Below are 16,981 nucleotides of genomic sequence, written 5' to 3' on the forward strand. Positions count from 1 at the left end.
CAGCGGCTCAGGGGCCAGGTGTCCGTCGGCGGCTGAAGCAGCGGCTCAGCGGCAGATGTCCGTCGGCGGGCGGATGCCCTCCGGCGTCCGCGTCGCCGCGATCTCCGTGCGCACCGTCTCCAGCTGGCCGAGCAGCTTCTTCAGCGTCTCGGGGTCCCTCGCGCGGAAGTACTCCAGGACCGCGCGGTAGAACGCGTCGCGCAGCACCGGCTCCATCACGTCCGAGGCGTCGAAGCAGAGCGTGTTGTTCTCGTCGGTGAGGATGGAGGCGATCGCGTGCGCCGCCGCGTTGTCGTCGGGCCGGGGGTCCGAGCGGTCGGGGAAGAACGGGCGCAGGTGCTCCGTGGCCGCCTGTGACCACTTCTTGCGTCCTTCCTCGTCGGTCAGGCGTTTGACCAGCTCCTGCGCGCCCGGGGTGTCGGTGAGCACGGCGGCCATGTCGCCCGACACCTCGAACGCCTTGCCGTAGGCGGCCGAGCCCCTCAGGTAGGGGGCCGCGGGCTCGAGCCGGATGTCGCTCCGCGTCGCGTACACGTACCGCACGAACGAGCCCTGGTGCTCGTGCGTGCAGCCGGGCATCGAACCGCCGAGCAGACCGCGCGGGTCGCCGTCCGGGTCGCGCGGGCCTGGCGTGCCCCAGAACGACATGGTCAGGGCGCGTTCCACGGCCGAGCCCCGGGGCCCGCCGTCGTCAAGGAGCTTCCCCCACGTGGTGAAGGCCCGCCGCACCTCGGGCGACCTGGCCCAGTTCAGCTGCCCGGTCGCCCACCGCTCGTACGTCTCCGGGCCCGCCTGGTGCAGCAGGATGTCCTCGACCCAGTCGGTGCCGGGCCACCCGGACGTGGCCTGCGCCGCCATGCCCACGCACCAGCGGGGACGGGCGTCCGACGCCTTCTTGTCGCTCCACACCAGGGACTTCAGGTCTACCTTGAGCGGCACCCAGAACGTCCGGAGCCTGCCCTCGACCATCAGCCCCGGGGACCAGGGCGGGTAGGCGCGTTCGGCGGTGGACTGGTCGAGGCGCTTGAGCTTGTTCTGGGTGGCGTACTCGGTGAGCTCGCCGATGCTGTTGAGGATCGCGACGTCCGGCGGCGCGTCGGCGGCGAACTGCGCGACGAGCGTCTCGCGCAGCGAGCGGGTGCCCTTGTAGACGTAGTGGTGCCCGGAGCCCTTGGACAGGTCGTCGAGGATCCGCTCGAACGCGTCGCCCTCCGGTCCCGTCCACGGGCCGAGCACGACGATCTGGCGGCTGTCAGCGTCATCGGCGTCCTCGGAGGAGCAGCCGCCGCTGAGCACGGCGATCCCCAGGAGACAGGCGGCGAGGAGCAGCCGCAGGACGCGTCGTGTCCGGTTCATCATGTGCTCCCGCCCCGGCCGACCACCAAGTACTCCCGTCGGTAGACGTGCAGCGCGCCCGCGAGGACTCCGCCGGTCACGAGCCCCGCCGGCGCGACCCAGCCCGCGAACGACCCGATGTCACCGAACCGGCCCCGTGCCACCGTCCGCTCCATGCGCGCCGTCGCCGGGCGGATCGCGGTCGGCGCGGGCGCGGCGAGGGGGTCCTCGTCCAGGGCGACCTCGACGGTCGGCGACGCCTCGTCCGCGAGCACGCGCGCGTACGGCACGGCGTCGCGCTGCGCCTGCCACGCCCGCGCCCCGTCGGCGACCACCCACGGCACGAGGAGCAGCGGCAGCGCCGCGGCGACGAGGGGCACGCTCACCCGGATGCGCATCCGGCGGCGCAGGAGGACGAGCGTGCGCCACAGCCCCACCGACAGCAGCGTGAAGGACACGAGCGAGACGGCGACCGCGGTCAGCACCCCGGGGCCGAGCGTCGCGCGTTCGGCGAGGCGGACGTGGAGTTCGCCCTCCAGAGCGGCGATCCGGTCGACGACGGTCGTGGCGTCGTTGCCCCGCGCCACCCCGCACGGCGGGTAGGGGGCGTGCCGGTCCGTGGCGGGACGGGCGGCGGCGTCGGAACAGAGCATGCTCTGCGCGTACGTGAGCCCGGCCCTGCGCAGGGAGGGGTTGCCCACGTTCGTCCGGGCCCAGGCGATCCACTCCTCGTAGCCGTCGATGAGTCCGGAGACGACGTCGAGCTCCTGGCGCTGCGCCTCGGTGAACGCGCCGCCCCGGGAGAGCCGGGCGATGTCCTGGGCGGCGGCGCCGGTGCGGGCGGCGTAGCGGGGGCCGAGCCCGGACAGCTCCACCGCGTCCCCCGCGTCGAGGCTGACCTCGGCCTCGCGCTGGGCGATCCGCAGCGAGATACGGGCGTCGGCCAGGTCGCCGAGGGCGGGTGCGAGCTGGGTGCGGATGGCGGCGGAGTCGTCGCGCACGTCGGCGTAGGCCCAGCCGAGCGTGGTGAAGGCGACGACGGCGAGCAGCGGCAGCGCGATGAGCCGGTCCCGCAGGTAGCTGCGGTTGCGGACGCGGTCGGAGGGCGGCCACAGGAGGCGGCGCAGGACGAGGAGCCAGGCGGGGACGGAGCGCTGGCGCGGGCGCGACGGGGATTGCGCCTGTGGTCGTGGTCGTGGTCGCACGCGTGGTCGTACTCGTGGTCGTGGAAGCGACCGTGATGGTGTCGGTCGGCTCCCGTCCGCCGCCCGCGGGCGCAGTCGCCTCGCCGTCCCGTCCGCCGTACGCGGGCGCGGTCGGGCGTTCATCCGGACCGCCGGTACAGGGGGCGCAGCAGGACGTGCAGGGGGCGGCGCTCGCGGTGGTGGCGCAGGGCGAGGGGCCGCACCAGGTAGGCGCGGTCGAGGAGGCGCTCGGCTATGCGGTCGGCGTGCGGCAGGTCCGGCGAGCGGGCGGCCTGGCGGGCGAGGAAGAGGTAGAAGCGGGACAGGTCCCGGCCCAGGGCCCGCTCGTGGTCGGGGAAGAGGAGCCGCGCGCCCGCGTCGAGCGCCGCGTCGTCCCGGGCCGCCGTCTCCCGGGCGAGCCGCCGCAGCCCGTCCGCGTCGATGATCCGGCCCGCCACGAGCTGCTGCGCCGCCTCCCACACCTCGGCCTTCATCCGTACGCGGGCCGGTTCGTCGGTGAGGCCGTGCTCGGTGAACAGGCGGGAGAGGCGGACCAGGGCGGCGCCGAGCGAGTCGGTGCCCGCCGCGTACTCGACGGCGACCCTGACCGTGGCGGTGCGGGCGGCCGTACGGTGCCGGGAGTGCTGCGGCACCGCGTCCAGGGCCTCGATCGCGGCGGCGCTGGCGCGCGGCCCGCCGAGCGCGAGCCGCGCCCGCGCCGCCCCGAACGCGGCGCTGCCGAGCGAGGGGTTGCGCAGCCGCACGGCCTCGTACAGTTCGAGCGCCTGGTGGTGGCGGCCGAGCCGCTCGGCGCAGTGGCCGAGGGCCAGCTTGGGCGCGTACTCGCCGGGGATCGCCCCGTAGACCTGGTCGAAGTGGTCGCGGGCCATGACGACGTCGTCGTGGGCGAGCGCGAGCAGGCCGCGGTGCCAGTCGACGCGCCAGTCGTGCCGCGCCCGCTGCGCTCCTATGGCGTCGACGGCGGCGCGCAGCTCCTGCTCGGCGAGTTCCAGCCCGGCCGGGTCCCGCTCGCCGCGCAGGGCGACGCGGAGGGTCAGCCGGCAGCGCAGCAGGTGCACTTCGGGGGAGGCGCGCCAGTCGGCGGTGTTCTGCAGCAGCGCGGCCGGGTCGGCGTCGGCGAGGCGGCTGAGTTCGGCGTGGTGGTCGTCGTGCGGGTCGGGCCGGGGCACGGGCAGGCTCGCGGCGGCCTCGGCGGCGGCGGGCGGTTCGTGCAGCGGCCCCGGCGGGTCCTCGCCGGGCGGGACGGCCCAGCGGGGCAGCGGGGGAGCGGTGCCGAGCCCGCTGTCGAGGGCGTACGGCGACTGCAGGAACAGCGGCGACGGCTCGAACGTCTCGTCCCCGGTGCGCAGCGACCGCAGCTCCCGCCACACGCCGCGCAGTTGTGCCTCCATCTCGTGGGCGTCGGCGAACCGGTCGGCGGGGGCGGAGCGGGTGGCGCGGCGCAGCACGCGCGCGAGAGAGAGCAGGCCGAGCCCCTTGGGCGCGGGCGTGGTGGTCATCAGCGCGGCCCGGGCGGCGACCGCGTCGCCCTCGTGCAGCCGGTCGAGCGCGCCGAGGGGGCCGAGGTCACGGGCGTGTTCCCCGAGCCCGCACAGCCTGCGCAGGGTCTCGCCGAGCCCGAACAGATCGTCCTGCGGCTGACTGGCGCCCGCCACGTCACCGGGCCGCAGCCGCACGTTCGGGGCGCGGAAGCCGTACGTCGTCAGGCCGGGCGCCCCGGCGGCCCGGATGGACCCGACGTCCACGACCTTGATGGCGGCCCCGTCGTGCATCACGTTCTGCGGCTTCAGATCCCCGTACACCAGGGCGGCGGGCCGTGCGTGCAGATGGTCAAGGGCGGAGAGGATGCGCACCCCGTACGCGAGCACGAACTCGTGGAACCGGGACTCGCCGAACCGCGCCGGGTCGAACCGGGCCAGCGCCCGCACCTCGTCGAGGTTGAGCCCGTCGACGTACGGCAGGACGAGGAAGTCGCCGACGGCCTCGTGGCTGCCGTAGTTGAAGACGGGGATGATGCCCTCGTGGTTGAGGTCGGCGAACGCCTGCCGCTCCTCGGCCAACGCGTGCGCGGCGAGCGCCAGTTGGCCCGGACGCAGAGTCTTCACGGCGACTTCGCGGTCGTCGACCTTCTCGTCGAGCGCGAGGTACACGTCCCCCATGCCGCCGAGCCCGAGCCGTCGCACCACCCGGTACTGCCCCGCGAGCAACGCCCCCGGCGCGAGCCCCGGCCGCCGGTCCTCCGCGTCGCCCTCGACCGGGTCCCGCGGCCGTATCTCCGGCAACGCCGTGACGTCGGGCCCTTCCGCGGGCAGCCCGACATCGGCGTCACGCGGCCTGCCCGGCGGCGGCATGACGAACAACGGCCCCGATCCCGAGGAGTCCCCCTCCATGACGTTCCACCATAGGTGCGGGGTGGGGGTGAGGGACCCGGAATGGAGTGTGTGGGTTCGGTGGTCCACACGGTGGGTCCGCGGCGCCCATCAAGCCCCTCCGGACTTCCAGCCCCTCCGGCGTTTGAGGAGCGGGGTCCGGGGCGGAGCCCCGTGTCAGTGCGCCAAGAGGGCAGCAAGCCGCTCAAGCTGAGCCGCATCCTCCAGCGCGGACCCGACGGCGACAACCCGAGCCCCGGCCCCCAGGTAAGCGGACGCGTTCCCCGCGTCGATCCCACCCGTGGCCACGAACGGCACCTCCGGGAACGGCCCCGCCATCGCCCGGAACCACCCCACCCCGAGCACACTCGCCGGGAACGCCTTGAGCCAGGTCAGCCCGATCGCCCGCGCCGCCTGCACATCGGTGGCCGTGGCGACCCCGGGCAGATGCGGCAGCCCGGCCGCGACACTGGCCCGCGCCACCTCGGCGTCGAACCCGGGCGCGACGGTGAACGCGGCCCCGGCCGCGACCGCCCGTTCCAGCCGCTCGGCGGAGGTGACGGTGCCCGCGCCGACGGCCTTGCCACGCTCGGCCCCCGCGGCGACGACAGCGGCGAGCGCCCGTCCGGCGGCCTCGTCCTGCACGGGCACCTCGACGCACTCGATGCCGAGATCCCAGGCGCGTACGGCGAGTTCGACGGACTTGTCGGGGGACAGGCCGCGGAGGATGGCCATGACGGGCACGCGGCCGAACAGGTCGTCGAAGGTCGTGTCGGCCCCGGGGGTCGTGTCGGCCTGGGGGATCGTGTCGGCCTGGGGGGTCGTGTCGGCGCGGGGGGTCATGGACGCCATCCCAACTCCTTGGAGATCGTCGCGGCGGTGGCCACCAGATCAGGCAGCACGCCGATGTCGAGGGCGGCCAGATCCGCCTTGGCCTTGAGCGAGGTCACGGACACGGCGGCGACCACGTCACCGCCGCTGTCCCGGACGGGAACGGCGACACAGTTCACGTAGTCCTCGTACTCACCGTCGTCGACGGCCCACCCGCGCGCCCGGGTCACGTCGAGGACCTCGCGGTACGCGACGGGGTCGGTGAGCGTCGTGCCGGTGTGCGGCGCGAAGTCGCAGCCGGCGAGCAGCTCGTCGGCGCGCTCGCGCGGCAGGAACGCGAGGATCGCCTTGGCGACCCCGGCGGTGTGCAGGGAGACCGGCCGCCCGATCTGCGAGTACAGCCGCACGCCGTCGACGGGGTCGATCTTGTCCACGTAGACGATCTGATGCCCTTCGAGGGCGGCGAGATGCACGGTGTGCCCGCACCGCTCACCGAGGCCGCGCAGGTGCTCGCCCGCGATGTCCTTGATGCCGAACTGTTCGAGCGCGAGCTGGGCGAGTCCGGCGAGCCGGTGCCCGACCGCGTACCGCCCGTCGGGCAGCCGCCGCGCGAGCCCGCCGTCGGTGAGCGACTCCAGGATGCGCAACGCGGTCGACCGGTGCACGCCCAAGTGCTCGCCGACCTCGGTCTGGGTGCGGGGCTGCCGGGCGACGTACTCGAGGATGTCGATGGCGCGCCGTACGGTCTGCGACACGGGTCAGCCCCTTTCGGTCACGGGCACGTAGTCCTCGATGCTGCGCAGGGTGCGCCCGGCGAGCCGGTGACCGAGGGCGAGCCGTTCGCGCGGCCCGGCACCGTTCAGCAGCCCGCTGAGGTACCCGGCGGCGAAGGCGTCCCCGGCGCCGACGACTTCGACGACGTCCACGACGGGGGCGGCGACGAAATGCGTTTCGTCGCCGCTGTACTCGGTGGCGCCTATGTCTCCGTCCTTGACGACGAGGTTGCCGCGGGGCTTGAGATGGTCGCGGATGCCGTCGGCGGTGGAAGTGCCCCAAAGGGCTTCGGCTTCGTCGCGGCCGACGAGTACGAGGTCGGCGAGGCGGGCCAGTTCGAGGAGGGTGGTGGCGGCGTCCCGGGTTGAACCCCACAACGTCGGACGGTAGTTGACGTCGAAGGAGACAAGGGTGCCGCTGCGTCGGGCCCGCTCCATCACCGTACGTATGAGGGCGGCACACCCCTCGGACAGTGCGGGCGTGATCCCGGTGAGGTGCAGTAGCCGGACGCCTTCCAGGTCCACGCGGTCGGCGTCGTCGGCGGGCATGCGGGAGGCGGCGGACCCGGCGCGGTAGTAGTGCACGCGGGTGCCGTCGGGCCCGGGGTCCTTGAAGTACACGCCGGTCGGCGCGCCGGGATCGACGACGACCCCGCTCACATCGACCCCCCGGGCCCTGACGGCCGCCACGACCCGCCGCCCGAACGGATCGTCCCCGACGCGGCTGACCCAGGCGACCTGGTGTCCGAGATCGGCGAGGTACTGGGCGACGGTCGACTCGGCCCCGGCGACGGCGAGCCGCAGCGCGCGGCTGTGTTCGAGGGGCAGCCCGTCGACGGGCCCGACCTGCGCCATGGTCTCGCCGAGGCAGACGACGGCGGTACCGGTCATGCGGACTCCTTCGGTGAGCGAGGGTGCCTGGCCATGGCATGGACCGTAGCAGTGCGAACGCAACAGGCGTGCATATGTCGCAACAGCACTGTAAAAGCCAATGCGGGGAGGTCTGCGGGGGAACGATGATGCGCCCATGCCGATCGAGATCGCCCCGGTCATCAAGCCGGGCACGCTGGCCGCGACCCCTCAGCCGACCCTGCACACACCGGACGGCGAGTTGACCCTCCGCGCCTTCGAACCGTCGGACGCGCCAGCCGTCCACGCGGCGTTCCAGGACCCGACCCTGCGCTACTGGCACGCGCGCAGCATGGAGACGCCGGCCGAGGCCGAGGAGTGGGCGCGGACGGCCAGCGAGGGCTGGGGCAAGGAAACGTCGGCCCAGTGGTGTGTGACCCGTACGTCCGACGGCGCCCCGCTCGGCCGGATGGCGCTGCGGGAGATGGACCTGATGGAGGGCCTCGCGGAGGTCGCCTACTGGATGCTCCCGGAGGCGAGGGGCCAGGGCGCGGCCCCGCGAGCTCTGCTCACGCTGACGGACTGGGCCTGGGCAACGGGCTTCCACCGCCTGGAGCTACGCCACTCCACACGGAACGAGCCGTCGTGCCGGGTGGCCCTGAAGGCCGGGTACGACCTGGAGGGAACGCGGCGCAGCTCGGCGCTGCACACGGACGGCTGGCACGACATGCACGCCCACGTACGGATCGCGCCGGGTGCGCTGGTGAGTACGAAACCTGAGTAGCCGTGCTCAGGCGCCCCGGCGCCGCTCCGACGACCCTGTCCCCATGACCAACGAACCCCGCACCCACACCCCACTCCACCAGGCCCTCTCCGCCCTGACCCTGGCGGCGGTCGCAGGAGCGGCCTGGGCCGGCTGGCTGGGCTGGGACCAGCACCGCGACATCAGCGCCGACGGCACGGAGACGGGCCCGTACGAGGCGTGGCAGGTCCTGGGCCTGGTGGTGACCTTGCTGATCCCGGTGGCTTGGGCGGCATCCCGCGCTTACGTGCCGGGCGCCGTCATCGGCACGACGGCGGGCCTGACCGTCGCCGCGTACATCGACTGGTCGGACGACGCGAGCGGCCTGTACGGGGTCGGGGTCCTGCTGGTCCTCCTCGGCAGCCTGGCGGCGACGACGGTGGTCTCGACGGTGGTGAGTGCGGCGACATCGGGCCGCGGCAATCCCCCGCGCACACACGCGACGGCGTAACCACGCCCCAAGCTCCTCGCCCGCCTCACAACGGACCTCGCCCGCCCTACAGGCCGAGCGTGTCGAGCATGTGATCGTCCAACTCGGTGACGAAGTCCTCACGACGCCACGGCCGCAGATCGCGCCGGGCTTGCCGAAGCCGCATCGAGGCCACGCGGCCTCCCGTGGAAGCGGTGGCATCGACGCACTCATGCAGAAGAACAGCCGCCGCCTGCGGATCGTCGAGGCGAATACACGCGGCTGCCTGGTCAGTCATCACGATCGCGCGTTGTACTCGGTCCCTGGGCGCGGACAGCGAGGCCGCTGAGCGGACGAAGTAGGCGTGCGCCTCGGACGGGTCACCGACGTACAGCGACGCCACTCCTTCGAAGCCCCGTAGATGAGCGGGGGCGAAGTCTGTGGTCGCCGCCGCGGGGTCGCCGTCGCGGTCGCTGTTCATGTCGTACCAGGCGAGCCCGAGCGCCGCCCTCGCGTGGTTCGCCGTTCCGGTCCGAGCGGCGACCTCCGCCTGCAACGCGTGAGCGCGGGCGCGGACAGTCACGCTATCCCCGGCCCGAGCGTCATGCACAGCCGCATCGACCAGCGTTCTCGCGCCATCGAGCCCCGAGGACGAGTAGAGCGTCACGAGTGCGTGACTGAGGTGCACCATGGCTCGCCGCCAAGGTGCGCCGGTAGCCCCCGCTGCTGTCGTGGCCTCGGTGTACAGGGACCGCGACGCCTGATCGTCGTGGGTCTCGAAGGCGAACCGTCCGGCCAAAGTGCAGGCATGCGCCGCGACCGCCCGCAGGTCCGGCAGGAAGGCGGCCGGGACGGACGCTGTCCCGCGCCCGTCGTCGAGCAGGCGTCGGCACGACTCGACGACCGGCGCGAGACAGAGCTGAAGCCGTACGAACGGGACGCTTCCGACCTGGTCGTCAATGTGCTTGATGGCGATGCGCAGCGCCTCGATCAGCCCCTCGTCCACACGGGCCGGATCGGCCAGCGCCGACGCGAGAGCACTTTGGGCAGTCGGCCCGAGCAGAGCGAGCAGCCCTCCGCCTGTCTCCGTGGCCGTACGCGCGAACAGGATGCGCAATTCCCCGAGCTGCCGCTCGCCTTCACCAAGGTGTGCGAACGCGTCGAGCAGTTCGGTGAAGTCCGACCCTGGGCCGAGTGCCATGTGCCCGTCGGCGTCGCGCGCGTACAAGTGCGCGAGCAGGATCTGGTAGCGCTCGCTGGGCAGGACCGGCGATGTTCGGCTCTCCCAGCGGGCGACGGATCGCTGCACGCCGGCGAGGCCGGCGTCGAGTGGCTGTCCGAGCTGGGCGGAGGAATCGATCAGAGCGCGTGCGGTGTCCCGGAGGGACCAGCCATGACGCTGCCGGAGTCTTTTGAGCGTGGCCGCACCGAGGGTGCTGTCGTGAGTGCTCACGGCTGCATCATGCCCACCCGAGCGGATCAGACGGGCACGATCAACCGCGGTTTGCCTCGATGCGCCCCGTAGTCGATCGTCTGCCAGGTCCCGGACGTACCCTTCGGGCCTTCCGCCGGAAACCCGATGACCATGTCTGAACGGTCGACCATCCATCGGTTCCGCGCGTGATAGGCGGCGGCCCGTAGCTCCGCAGCGCCCAACTCGACGAACTCAGCGATCCGTTCGCGGCACTCGTCCATCACCCGCTGCGCTTCGGCCGGTTGCTGCACCACCGCGCCCGGCACGACGACCGTGATCCGCGATGCCGAGTTCCGGGCCAGCCACAAGAGGGCCAGGCTGTCGATCCCCTTCGCACCGCCGACGTGGAAATGAGACGCACTGCTGTCGGCGAAGGGGCCCATGTAGCGAGCGAAGAGCGCCGCATACCAGGTGACATCTCGGTGCCCGGTTGACCGCGTGCCGGTGATTGTCACGGTCAGAGGCATGATCCACTCCGCGTCATAGGTTGTCATATCCCCCGTTGCGCGACTTTGCGGTGGGATCGAGGCATGGAAGCGAACACCGCAGCCATTCTGGCGGAGCAACGTGCAGCGCATCAGGTCGGACCGCCCATGCAGCGGCCACACGAAAGGCGCTTCGACCTCCGGCCGGTGTCCGTCGGGCACGCGCGGTCGTTCGTCATCGACAGTCTCTCCGGCTGGCTGTCGAAAGACCGGATCGACGACGCGAAGCTCTGCGTCTCCGAACTCGCCACGAACGCCGTCAAGTACAGCGATCGCGGCCGCCCTAATGACGGCTTCCTCGTCCATGTGGCGCGGAGTGCTGAGCGGTTGCGCGTAGAGGTGCGCGATGGCGGCGGTGGCAAAGGCGCGGCCCCGCATGTGCGATGGCCCGCTGATGACGACCTCACGGGGCGCGGCCTCTTCCTCGTCGCGGCCCTGGCGGACGACTGGGGCGTACGGCGTGGCGCAGGCTCCGGATACACCGTCTGGATCGAGTTCCGGGCGACCGTGCCCGCCGATTGCGAGGTGGGCAGCCAGGTGACGGCCATCACAGCGCACACCTCGACCGAACCACAGAGAGGGTCAACGATGTTCGACTACGCAGAACGCATTCCCACGGGTACCGCCGTCCCGACGGGACTTCTCACGCCACCGCCCTGGGGACTCGGCCGGCTCATCCCGTACCCGTCCTCCGGGACGCCTCAGCACACACGCGTGGAGATCGACCCGGATTCGCAGACCGCCCGCTACTTCGATGCGGCCGGCGTCCCGGTCGCCGCACCCGGTCACGGAACGAGCAGCGGCACCAATCCGTCGACCGGCACGTCTCCCGACGGCCACGGCGGCGGCGACACCGACACCGGCAACGACACCGACCAGTGACACAGGACCGCGGCAACGACGTGCGGCCGGTCGCGGTCGTCACGAACGACGACGATCCGACCGCCGATCTCGTGATCACCGAACTGTACGTACGGGGCATCCCCGTCGTGCGCTTCGACAGCGGCCATTTCCCCGCCACCTTGTCCTGCTCCGCCCGCATCGGCGGTGGCACGACTGGCTGGCGGGGGAGCGTCGCAACGCAAACCCGTGCCGCTCGTCTGGACGGCGTACGAGCGCTGTACTACCGCCGCCCATCCGGGTTCAGCTTTCCGCACCTCAACACCCAGGACGCTCGCTTCGCCGCAGCCCAGGCCCGGTACGGACTCGGCGGCGTCCTCGTCTCGCTCCCCGATTGCCTGTACGTCAACCACCCGCACCGCATCGGGGACGCCGAGTACAAGCCGGCGGGGCTCGCCGCGGCGGCCACCTGCGGCTTCACTCTGCCGCCGACGCTGATCACGAACCGGCCGGACGACGCCCGTGCGATCGGCCGACGGGTGTTCGCGGTGCGCATCGACTCGGGCCTGCTCGACTGGCGCATCGACTACGGCACGCACACCTACTCCAGGCTCGACGTCCCCTCGCCGGTCGAGCGCGCGCTCTTCGCGTACCTGCGGCACTTCGGGCTCATCTTCGGCGCGTTCGACTTCACTCTCTCCGACGACGGCACGTGGACCTTCATCGAGTGCAACCCGTCAGGCCAATGGGCATGGCTCGAACCACCGACCGGTCTGCCGATGACCGCAGCGCTGGCCGACCTCTTGGAACGAGGCACCCACCGATGACAGACCCCTCCTCCCTCGAACCAGCCGCCACCGAGCTACGACGAGGGCTCGCCGACCGCTTGTCCACCGAGAGATGGTCGACGTGTTCCGCGTGGCGCGCGGCCCTCGCCGCGGTACCCCGCCACGAGTTCACCCCACGGTTCTACGTCCCGACAGACACTCCGCACGGTGCCCCCACGACGACGTACGTACCGATGACTCGCGAACTCGTCGGCACCGACGCATGGCTGCGCAAGATCTACAGCGATGCGACGCTGATCACGCAGTTCGACGGGCGAGGCATCGACTGGTCGAAGCCGCAACCGATCCACGGCGCCTCACCGACCTCGTCGTCCACACTGCCGTCATTGGTCGTGCAGATGCTGGACGTGCTGGCGGCCGAGGACGACGGCAGCACGGTCACCGAGTACGGCACCGGCACCGGCTACTCGACCGCGCTCATGTGCCACCGGTTCGGCGCCGAGAGGATCACGTCGGTCGAGACGGACCCGGGAGTCGCCGACCGGGCCCGCGCGGCCCTCGACCGCTGCGGTTATGCCCCGCGGCTGATCGTCGGCAACGGGCTTGTCGGCACGGGCCGTAAGGACGTGGCGGCGCGAACGATCGCCACGATGGGCGTGCGTGGCATCCCATGGGCATGGCTGCGCGAGACGGAGCCGGGCGGATTCATCGTGACCACGCTGCGCGGCTGGCTGCGCTCGCTGGGCCTGGTACGACTGAGTGTCATCGACGCACAGAACGCGACGGGCCGATTCATCGCAGCGGACCCGGCGTTCATGATGGCGCGACAACAGCAAGCCCCGACCAACCTCGGCCTGCTCCCGAGCGACGACGAAGGCACCACACGCGAGACGGCATACGGCCCGGAGGCGCTGCACAGCCCCGGCCCCGCTTTCGTGGCACAACTCGCGCTACCGAACGCCCGCGCCTTCGACATGTCGGACGCTGATAAACACCCACGTACGTTCATCCTCGACGCCGCGAACGCCTCCTTCGCGGTGCTCTCCCCGGACGGCGCCGGCTGGACGGTCCGGGAGGGCGGCCCCGTACAGCTCTGGACGGAAGTCGAACGGTCCCTCACTCTGTGGCACGCGTCCGGCTCACCACCCGCGACCGCGTTCGGAGTGACTGTCGAAGCGGACAGACAGCGGGTGTGGCTGAGGGATGCGAAGGACGGACCGAGCTGGCAGTTGCCGGTAGTGCCGAGCAGAGCGCAGAGGCAACAGCAGAACTGATGGGCGAACCTGTGACACCCGCTTCAGAGGTTCGATGGATCACTTCGAGGCACGATGCTCACCGCGCGGTAGTCGTACCCGTCCTGCTTGAAGCCGGGAGCTTCCCATGTGAGGTCGACCAACTGTCCGGCCGACAGGGTGCGGAAGCCGGCCGCCTGGATGTCGGCGTAATGGCCGAAGCAGCCGCCAGGGGTCTCGGGAGAGTCGAGCACGCCCCACCCCTGCTCGTCGTCCCACTCACGGACAGTCGCAATCACCATGGACGGCACCTTAGGACTCGGCGCCTGCCGACCCGCCGCTGGGAGGGCAGGTGAGGCCCCTTGCGGGCTACGAGAGACCGAGGTGCGTAGCGCGTGACCGCCCGCGTTGAGGTGAGAACTAGATGTCAAAGGCCCCGGACAATGATCGGTCCGGGGCCTTTTGCCTGGTGCCCCCGGCAGGATTCGAACCTGCGACACCCGCTTTAGGAGAGAACGTAAAGCGATCATGAGCCTCAGTGAGGGGGTGTGCGCCTCGGTGAGCCCACGATTACAGGGGCCTGACCTGGGAAAACCAATCTCAGTGAGTCTCGGTGAGGCTCAATGAGGGGGCGTTGTGGAGTCCATGTGGATTCCCACCCCTATACCGCCCTCAGGTTTCGAACACCCTCGGACTCTGGCGCCATCCGAGCCCGCACCTGAGCCGCCACATCCTCCGGCGCGTGCTGGTACAGCCACGTCACCTTCGACCCCCGCTCGTGGCCCATCACCGTCTGCGTCGCCTTCTCGTCGATCCCCAGATCCTTCAGCCACGTAGCGAAGACGTGCCGCAGATCGTGCACCCGCGGCCACCACTCCAGCCGCCCCGTCTCTGGGTTCTTCACCTTCCGCGCGAGACCCGCATCCTGGATCGCAGGCAGCCAGACCCGATGGAAGTTGTGCCGAGTGAGGGTGCCGCCCTGCGGCCCACGCCAGACGAGTTCCTCCGGCATCAAGACGTACGGATCATCACCGATGGGCGTCACCGTCTTCGGCGGACGCCACCGGTCCACCATCGTCTGCATCGCGGCGGCGGCCTGTGGCGTCACCGGCACGGTGCGGAACCCCGCGACGCTCTTGGGCGCCGGCTTCCGGAAGAGGCGCCCGTGATCGTCACTGAGCACTTCCTTCACCTTGAGGTGCTGAGCCTCCAGGTCCACGTTCTCCCACCGCAGGCCCGTCGCCTCACCCCACCGCATCCCGGTGTGCTCCAGGAAGATGACCAAGGGTCGGTAGTACATCGGCAGGTGCTCAACGATGAGCGCCACTTGTTCCCGCGTCGGTGGACGGACGTCGTCGGGGTGCTTGGCCCGCGGCTCACCGATGTCGAGGTCGGCGGCCGGGTTGAACGGAATGCGCCGGCCGTCCTTGACCGCGGCCCGGAGCATCGAGTTCAACACCTCGTGCACCTTCTTACGGGTGTGGTAGCCCTTCACCTCCTTCGTGAGCCACGCCTGGAGTTCGATGTACTCCAGGTCGCACAGCCGCCAGTCGCCCCACTTCGGTTTGATGTGCGCGTTCCAGTTGGACACCTTGCGGTTCGTGGTCGTCACGGCCTTCGTCGACTGCGCTTCCCACCACAGTTCCCACCAGGCGCCGAGCGTGATCTCGCCGCGCTTGGGGTCGCCGTACGTCCGCTTGCGGACCTTGGTGCGTACATCGTCAAGGAACGCGTCGGCGGCCTTCTTTCCGCCGTCCTTGATCGGGAAGTGCTTGGCCTTCTGCTTCCCGGACGGGTCCCGGTACCGGGCCTGCCACGAACCGATGCAGTCCCGACGGCGGTTGCGTTCGCCGTACTCCTCCGGCGGATACTTCTCCATGCACAGGGTGCAGCCGCAGCCCTTCTCGCGCAGCTGCCTCGGGTTGTTACTTCCCCTGGACGCCATGGCGCTTCATCACCTCACCGCTCTTCCGCTGGTTGGGTACCTGAGCGAGGAGCCGCACCGGCGCCCCGCACCAGCAGACTGCACCCAACGAACGCTGGGGGATGCGGAGTTCGGTGAGTACCGCTCGAACGGCGGTGAGGACCCGGTCGCCCTCCAGCTGTGCTGGCACGGTGATGATCTGCCGGGACGCATCCCACGGCACGAGCGAGTCAAGCGGTGCGTACTGCACACGGATGCACATACGGTCCCCCGTTACGCCAGGCTTCCAGAGTGAGCCGCGGGGGAGGACATCGGCCGTGTGCTCGACCGTACCCCCTGATAGTGGAATATGCGACCACTCAGCGCACACTTCGCGACCAGGGTTTCACGCTGTGTGTAAGGCGCCTTGAGTACGACGCACGACGCAGCGAAAGGGTTGTACGCGCGCGACCGGTCAGGACTTGTTGGCCTCGTTGAGCGCCTTCAACTGGATCTCGGTGACGCGCTGTTGCTCCTCGGTGAGGCCGCGGTACAGGCGGAGAATGCGCTCCTCGGCTTCCTCGTCGAGCGGTCCGGGGGTCGCGCGGCCGGCGGCCGCGAAGATCTCGTCCTCGCTGAACTTGGGGAAGGCGGCATGCAGTGCCCGGAGCTTGTCGAGGTTCGGGCCGCGCCCGGTGCCGCGTTTGCGGTGGACCCAGGAGTTGACGGTGGCAGGGGCGACCCCGATGCGGCGCGCGATCTCGGAATCGCTGACGCCGTAGTCGTCCTTGAGTCGCGCGAGGAGTTGCGCAAGATCCTCGGCGGGGTGCTCTGTGTCTGCCACGGGCTTAAGAGTGCACGTCAGACTTCTACTTTCGCAAGTGAAAGTAGAAGCGTGGCGGGTTGTAGTCGCAGCGCGCAACCTCCCCGTCACGCGCCGGTGCGAATGTCATATGCACCGAGACTAGAACACCCTTTCGAGCGACGCCACCGACTTGCAGTGCTCACCGAAACTCACGCCAACCTGCTTGCGCTCACTGACACTCACACTGTAGAAATGTGTCAACGGCAGCCGGAACGGCAGCCAAGTCCAGCCAATTCGGCACGGGGTGCATCCATGACCAACCTGATCCGCAAGGGCAAGGGCCAGCCACTCAGAGAAGCCATGGCTGCCCGAGGGCTCAAAGCCCCCCAACTCGCCGCAGCCACGCGCCGCGTCGACATCAAGGGGCGCGGGATCAGCACGGCCACGGTGTACAAGCTCGCCGACAAAAACGGCACGGACGAGTTCAGGCTCCGGACCGCATGGCTCACCGCCGACGCACTCGGCGAACCCCTCCAAGGCCTGTTCCTCATGCCCTCAGTTTCAACTGACACAGTAGAAAGGTCTAGCCCCCATGGCGAGCAAGACCCTCGCTGAGCGAGCGGAAACCCTCCGCCCCACCGGACTCGCCCCCCTGCTCACCACCGCCCAGCTCATGGCGCGCTACGGCGTCTCGAACTGGACGGTCAACGAGTGGGTCAAGGGCGGGTGCCCGGTCGAGCCCGTCGCGTTCCGCGGCCGGCGCTTCGACCTGGACCGAGTCCGCGACTGGATGGCGACCCGCGCTGAGCAGCAGACGCCCGCGTCCGCCTGATCCCCCTGAACGCGCCGAAGGGCCCGCCCGACTTCCCGGCCCGGCGAAC

18 protein-coding genes and 1 tRNA gene are annotated in these 16,981 nt (G+C 70.8%); 7 read left to right on the top strand and 12 right to left on the bottom strand.

Annotated elements, in window-relative coordinates; translation table 11 throughout:
- Positions 1-45: 45 nt before the first annotated feature.
- The 6 genes from N5I75_RS16495 to N5I75_RS16520 all read right to left on the bottom strand — a co-directional run bounded on the left by N5I75_RS16495 (position 46) and on the right by N5I75_RS16520 (position 7,404).
- Positions 46-1,356 (bottom strand): alpha-glucoside ABC transporter substrate-binding protein, encoded by a 1,311-nt coding sequence (locus N5I75_RS16495; protein ID WP_476678252.1) that lies wholly within the window; start codon positions 1,354-1,356, stop codon positions 46-48.
- Positions 1,356-2,540, bottom strand: a complete 1,185-nt coding sequence (locus N5I75_RS16500) for a hypothetical protein (protein WP_476678254.1) — start codon at positions 2,538-2,540, stop codon at positions 1,356-1,358. The genes N5I75_RS16495 and N5I75_RS16500 overlap by 1 nt, the downstream gene beginning before the upstream one ends.
- 119 nt (positions 2,541-2,659) lie before the next feature.
- Positions 2,660-4,930 carry a serine/threonine protein kinase gene (locus tag N5I75_RS16505; RefSeq protein WP_476678256.1) on the bottom strand — a complete coding sequence of 757 codons (2,271 nt, stop codon included), beginning with the start codon at positions 4,928-4,930 and terminating at the stop codon, positions 2,660-2,662.
- A 156-nt stretch (positions 4,931-5,086) separates the two neighbouring features.
- Positions 5,087-5,761, bottom strand: a complete 675-nt coding sequence (locus N5I75_RS16510; RefSeq protein WP_476678258.1) for a bifunctional 4-hydroxy-2-oxoglutarate aldolase/2-dehydro-3-deoxy-phosphogluconate aldolase — start codon at positions 5,759-5,761, stop codon at positions 5,087-5,089.
- Positions 5,749-6,495 carry an IclR family transcriptional regulator gene (locus N5I75_RS16515; protein ID WP_476678260.1) on the bottom strand — a complete coding sequence of 249 codons (747 nt, stop codon included), beginning with the start codon at positions 6,493-6,495 and terminating at the stop codon, positions 5,749-5,751. Before N5I75_RS16515 ends, N5I75_RS16510 begins: the two co-directional genes overlap by 13 nt.
- Before the next feature lie 3 nt (positions 6,496-6,498).
- Positions 6,499-7,404, bottom strand: coding sequence for a sugar kinase (locus tag N5I75_RS16520; RefSeq protein ID WP_476678261.1), 906 nt, complete (start codon positions 7,402-7,404; stop codon positions 6,499-6,501).
- A gap of 136 nt (positions 7,405-7,540) precedes the next feature.
- Between N5I75_RS16520 and N5I75_RS16525 the strand changes: the two genes are divergently transcribed.
- Both N5I75_RS16525 and N5I75_RS16530 read left to right on the top strand, forming a co-directional pair.
- Entirely contained in the window at positions 7,541-8,146 is a 606-nt protein-coding gene (locus N5I75_RS16525; protein WP_476678263.1) for a GNAT family N-acetyltransferase, read from the top strand.
- A 43-nt stretch (positions 8,147-8,189) separates the two neighbouring features.
- A complete protein-coding gene (locus N5I75_RS16530) occupies positions 8,190-8,615 on the top strand; it encodes a hypothetical protein (RefSeq protein WP_476678265.1) in 426 nt (141 codons plus the stop codon).
- Positions 8,616-8,661: 46 nt separating this feature from the next.
- On the opposite strand, the gene N5I75_RS16535 is transcribed toward N5I75_RS16530, so the two are convergent.
- A complete protein-coding gene (locus tag N5I75_RS16535; protein WP_476678267.1) occupies positions 8,662-10,026 on the bottom strand; it encodes a hypothetical protein in 1,365 nt (454 codons plus the stop codon).
- 26 nt (positions 10,027-10,052) lie between these two features.
- A complete protein-coding gene (locus tag N5I75_RS16540) occupies positions 10,053-10,514 on the bottom strand; it encodes a DNA-processing protein DprA (RefSeq protein ID WP_476678269.1) in 462 nt (153 codons plus the stop codon).
- 63 nt (positions 10,515-10,577) lie between these two features.
- On the opposite strand from N5I75_RS16540, the gene tgmA reads away from it, so the two are divergent.
- The 3 genes from tgmA to N5I75_RS16555 are packed head-to-tail and all read left to right on the top strand — an operon-like array spanning position 10,578 to position 13,434.
- Positions 10,578-11,414 (top strand): putative ATP-grasp-modified RiPP, encoded by an 837-nt coding sequence (tgmA, locus tag N5I75_RS16545; RefSeq protein WP_476678270.1) that lies wholly within the window; start codon positions 10,578-10,580, stop codon positions 11,412-11,414.
- A complete protein-coding gene (locus tag N5I75_RS16550; RefSeq protein ID WP_476678272.1) occupies positions 11,411-12,199 on the top strand; it encodes an MvdC/MvdD family ATP grasp protein in 789 nt (262 codons plus the stop codon). The genes tgmA and N5I75_RS16550 overlap by 4 nt, the downstream gene beginning before the upstream one ends.
- Positions 12,196-13,434 (top strand): methyltransferase domain-containing protein, encoded by a 1,239-nt coding sequence (locus N5I75_RS16555; protein WP_476678274.1) that lies wholly within the window; start codon positions 12,196-12,198, stop codon positions 13,432-13,434. Before N5I75_RS16550 ends, N5I75_RS16555 begins: the two co-directional genes overlap by 4 nt.
- 23 nt (positions 13,435-13,457) lie before the next feature.
- On the opposite strand, the gene N5I75_RS16560 is transcribed toward N5I75_RS16555, so the two are convergent.
- The 4 genes from N5I75_RS16560 to N5I75_RS16575 all read right to left on the bottom strand — a co-directional run bounded on the left by N5I75_RS16560 (position 13,458) and on the right by N5I75_RS16575 (position 16,139).
- Positions 13,458-13,694 (bottom strand): S1 domain-containing protein, encoded by a 237-nt coding sequence (locus N5I75_RS16560; RefSeq protein ID WP_476678276.1) that lies wholly within the window; start codon positions 13,692-13,694, stop codon positions 13,458-13,460.
- Between the two features lie 165 nt (positions 13,695-13,859).
- Positions 13,860-13,972, bottom strand: a tRNA-OTHER gene (locus tag N5I75_RS16565).
- An 81-nt stretch (positions 13,973-14,053) separates the two neighbouring features.
- Positions 14,054-15,337: a tyrosine-type recombinase/integrase gene (locus N5I75_RS16570; protein ID WP_476678277.1), complete on the bottom strand. Its 1,284-nt coding sequence runs from the start codon at positions 15,335-15,337 to the stop codon at positions 14,054-14,056.
- A 433-nt stretch (positions 15,338-15,770) separates the two neighbouring features.
- On the bottom strand, positions 15,771-16,139 hold the full coding sequence (locus N5I75_RS16575) for a helix-turn-helix domain-containing protein (protein ID WP_476678279.1): 369 nt from the start codon (positions 16,137-16,139) through the stop codon (positions 15,771-15,773).
- A 273-nt stretch (positions 16,140-16,412) separates the two neighbouring features.
- Between N5I75_RS16575 and N5I75_RS16580 the strand changes: the two genes are divergently transcribed.
- Positions 16,413-16,715: an XRE family transcriptional regulator gene (locus tag N5I75_RS16580; protein ID WP_476678281.1), complete on the top strand. Its 303-nt coding sequence runs from the start codon at positions 16,413-16,415 to the stop codon at positions 16,713-16,715.
- A complete protein-coding gene (locus N5I75_RS16585; RefSeq protein ID WP_476678282.1) occupies positions 16,693-16,932 on the top strand; it encodes a hypothetical protein in 240 nt (79 codons plus the stop codon). The genes N5I75_RS16580 and N5I75_RS16585 overlap by 23 nt, the downstream gene beginning before the upstream one ends.
- The last annotated feature ends 49 nt before the right edge of the window (positions 16,933-16,981 follow it).

The sequence above is a fragment of the Streptomyces sp. R818 genome (assembly GCF_056172735.1).

What these genes read in the sequence shown, in the direction of transcription:
- N5I75_RS16495 (WP_476678252.1), bottom strand. Translation starts at nt 1,356, where the DNA reads ATGAACCGGACACGACGCGTCCTGCGGCTGCTCCTCGCCGCCTGTCTC.
- N5I75_RS16505 (WP_476678256.1), bottom strand. Translation starts at nt 4,930, where the DNA reads ATGGAGGGGGACTCCTCGGGATCGGGGCCGTTGTTCGTCATGCCGCCG.
- N5I75_RS16510 (WP_476678258.1), bottom strand. Translation starts at nt 5,761, where the DNA reads ATGGCGTCCATGACCCCCCGCGCCGACACGACCCCCCAGGCCGACACG.
- N5I75_RS16520 (WP_476678261.1), bottom strand. Translation starts at nt 7,404, where the DNA reads ATGACCGGTACCGCCGTCGTCTGCCTCGGCGAGACCATGGCGCAGGTC.
- N5I75_RS16525 (WP_476678263.1), top strand. Translation starts at nt 7,541, where the DNA reads ATGCCGATCGAGATCGCCCCGGTCATCAAGCCGGGCACGCTGGCCGCG.
- N5I75_RS16530 (WP_476678265.1), top strand. Translation starts at nt 8,190, where the DNA reads ATGACCAACGAACCCCGCACCCACACCCCACTCCACCAGGCCCTCTCC.
- N5I75_RS16540 (WP_476678269.1), bottom strand. Translation starts at nt 10,514, where the DNA reads ATGCCTCTGACCGTGACAATCACCGGCACGCGGTCAACCGGGCACCGA.
- tgmA (WP_476678270.1), top strand. Translation starts at nt 10,578, where the DNA reads ATGGAAGCGAACACCGCAGCCATTCTGGCGGAGCAACGTGCAGCGCAT.
- N5I75_RS16555 (WP_476678274.1), top strand. Translation starts at nt 12,196, where the DNA reads ATGACAGACCCCTCCTCCCTCGAACCAGCCGCCACCGAGCTACGACGA.
- N5I75_RS16560 (WP_476678276.1), bottom strand. Translation starts at nt 13,694, where the DNA reads ATGGTGATTGCGACTGTCCGTGAGTGGGACGACGAGCAGGGGTGGGGC.
- N5I75_RS16570 (WP_476678277.1), bottom strand. Translation starts at nt 15,337, where the DNA reads ATGGCGTCCAGGGGAAGTAACAACCCGAGGCAGCTGCGCGAGAAGGGC.
- N5I75_RS16580 (WP_476678281.1), top strand. Translation starts at nt 16,413, where the DNA reads ATGACCAACCTGATCCGCAAGGGCAAGGGCCAGCCACTCAGAGAAGCC.
- N5I75_RS16585 (WP_476678282.1), top strand. Translation starts at nt 16,693, where the DNA reads ATGGCGAGCAAGACCCTCGCTGAGCGAGCGGAAACCCTCCGCCCCACC.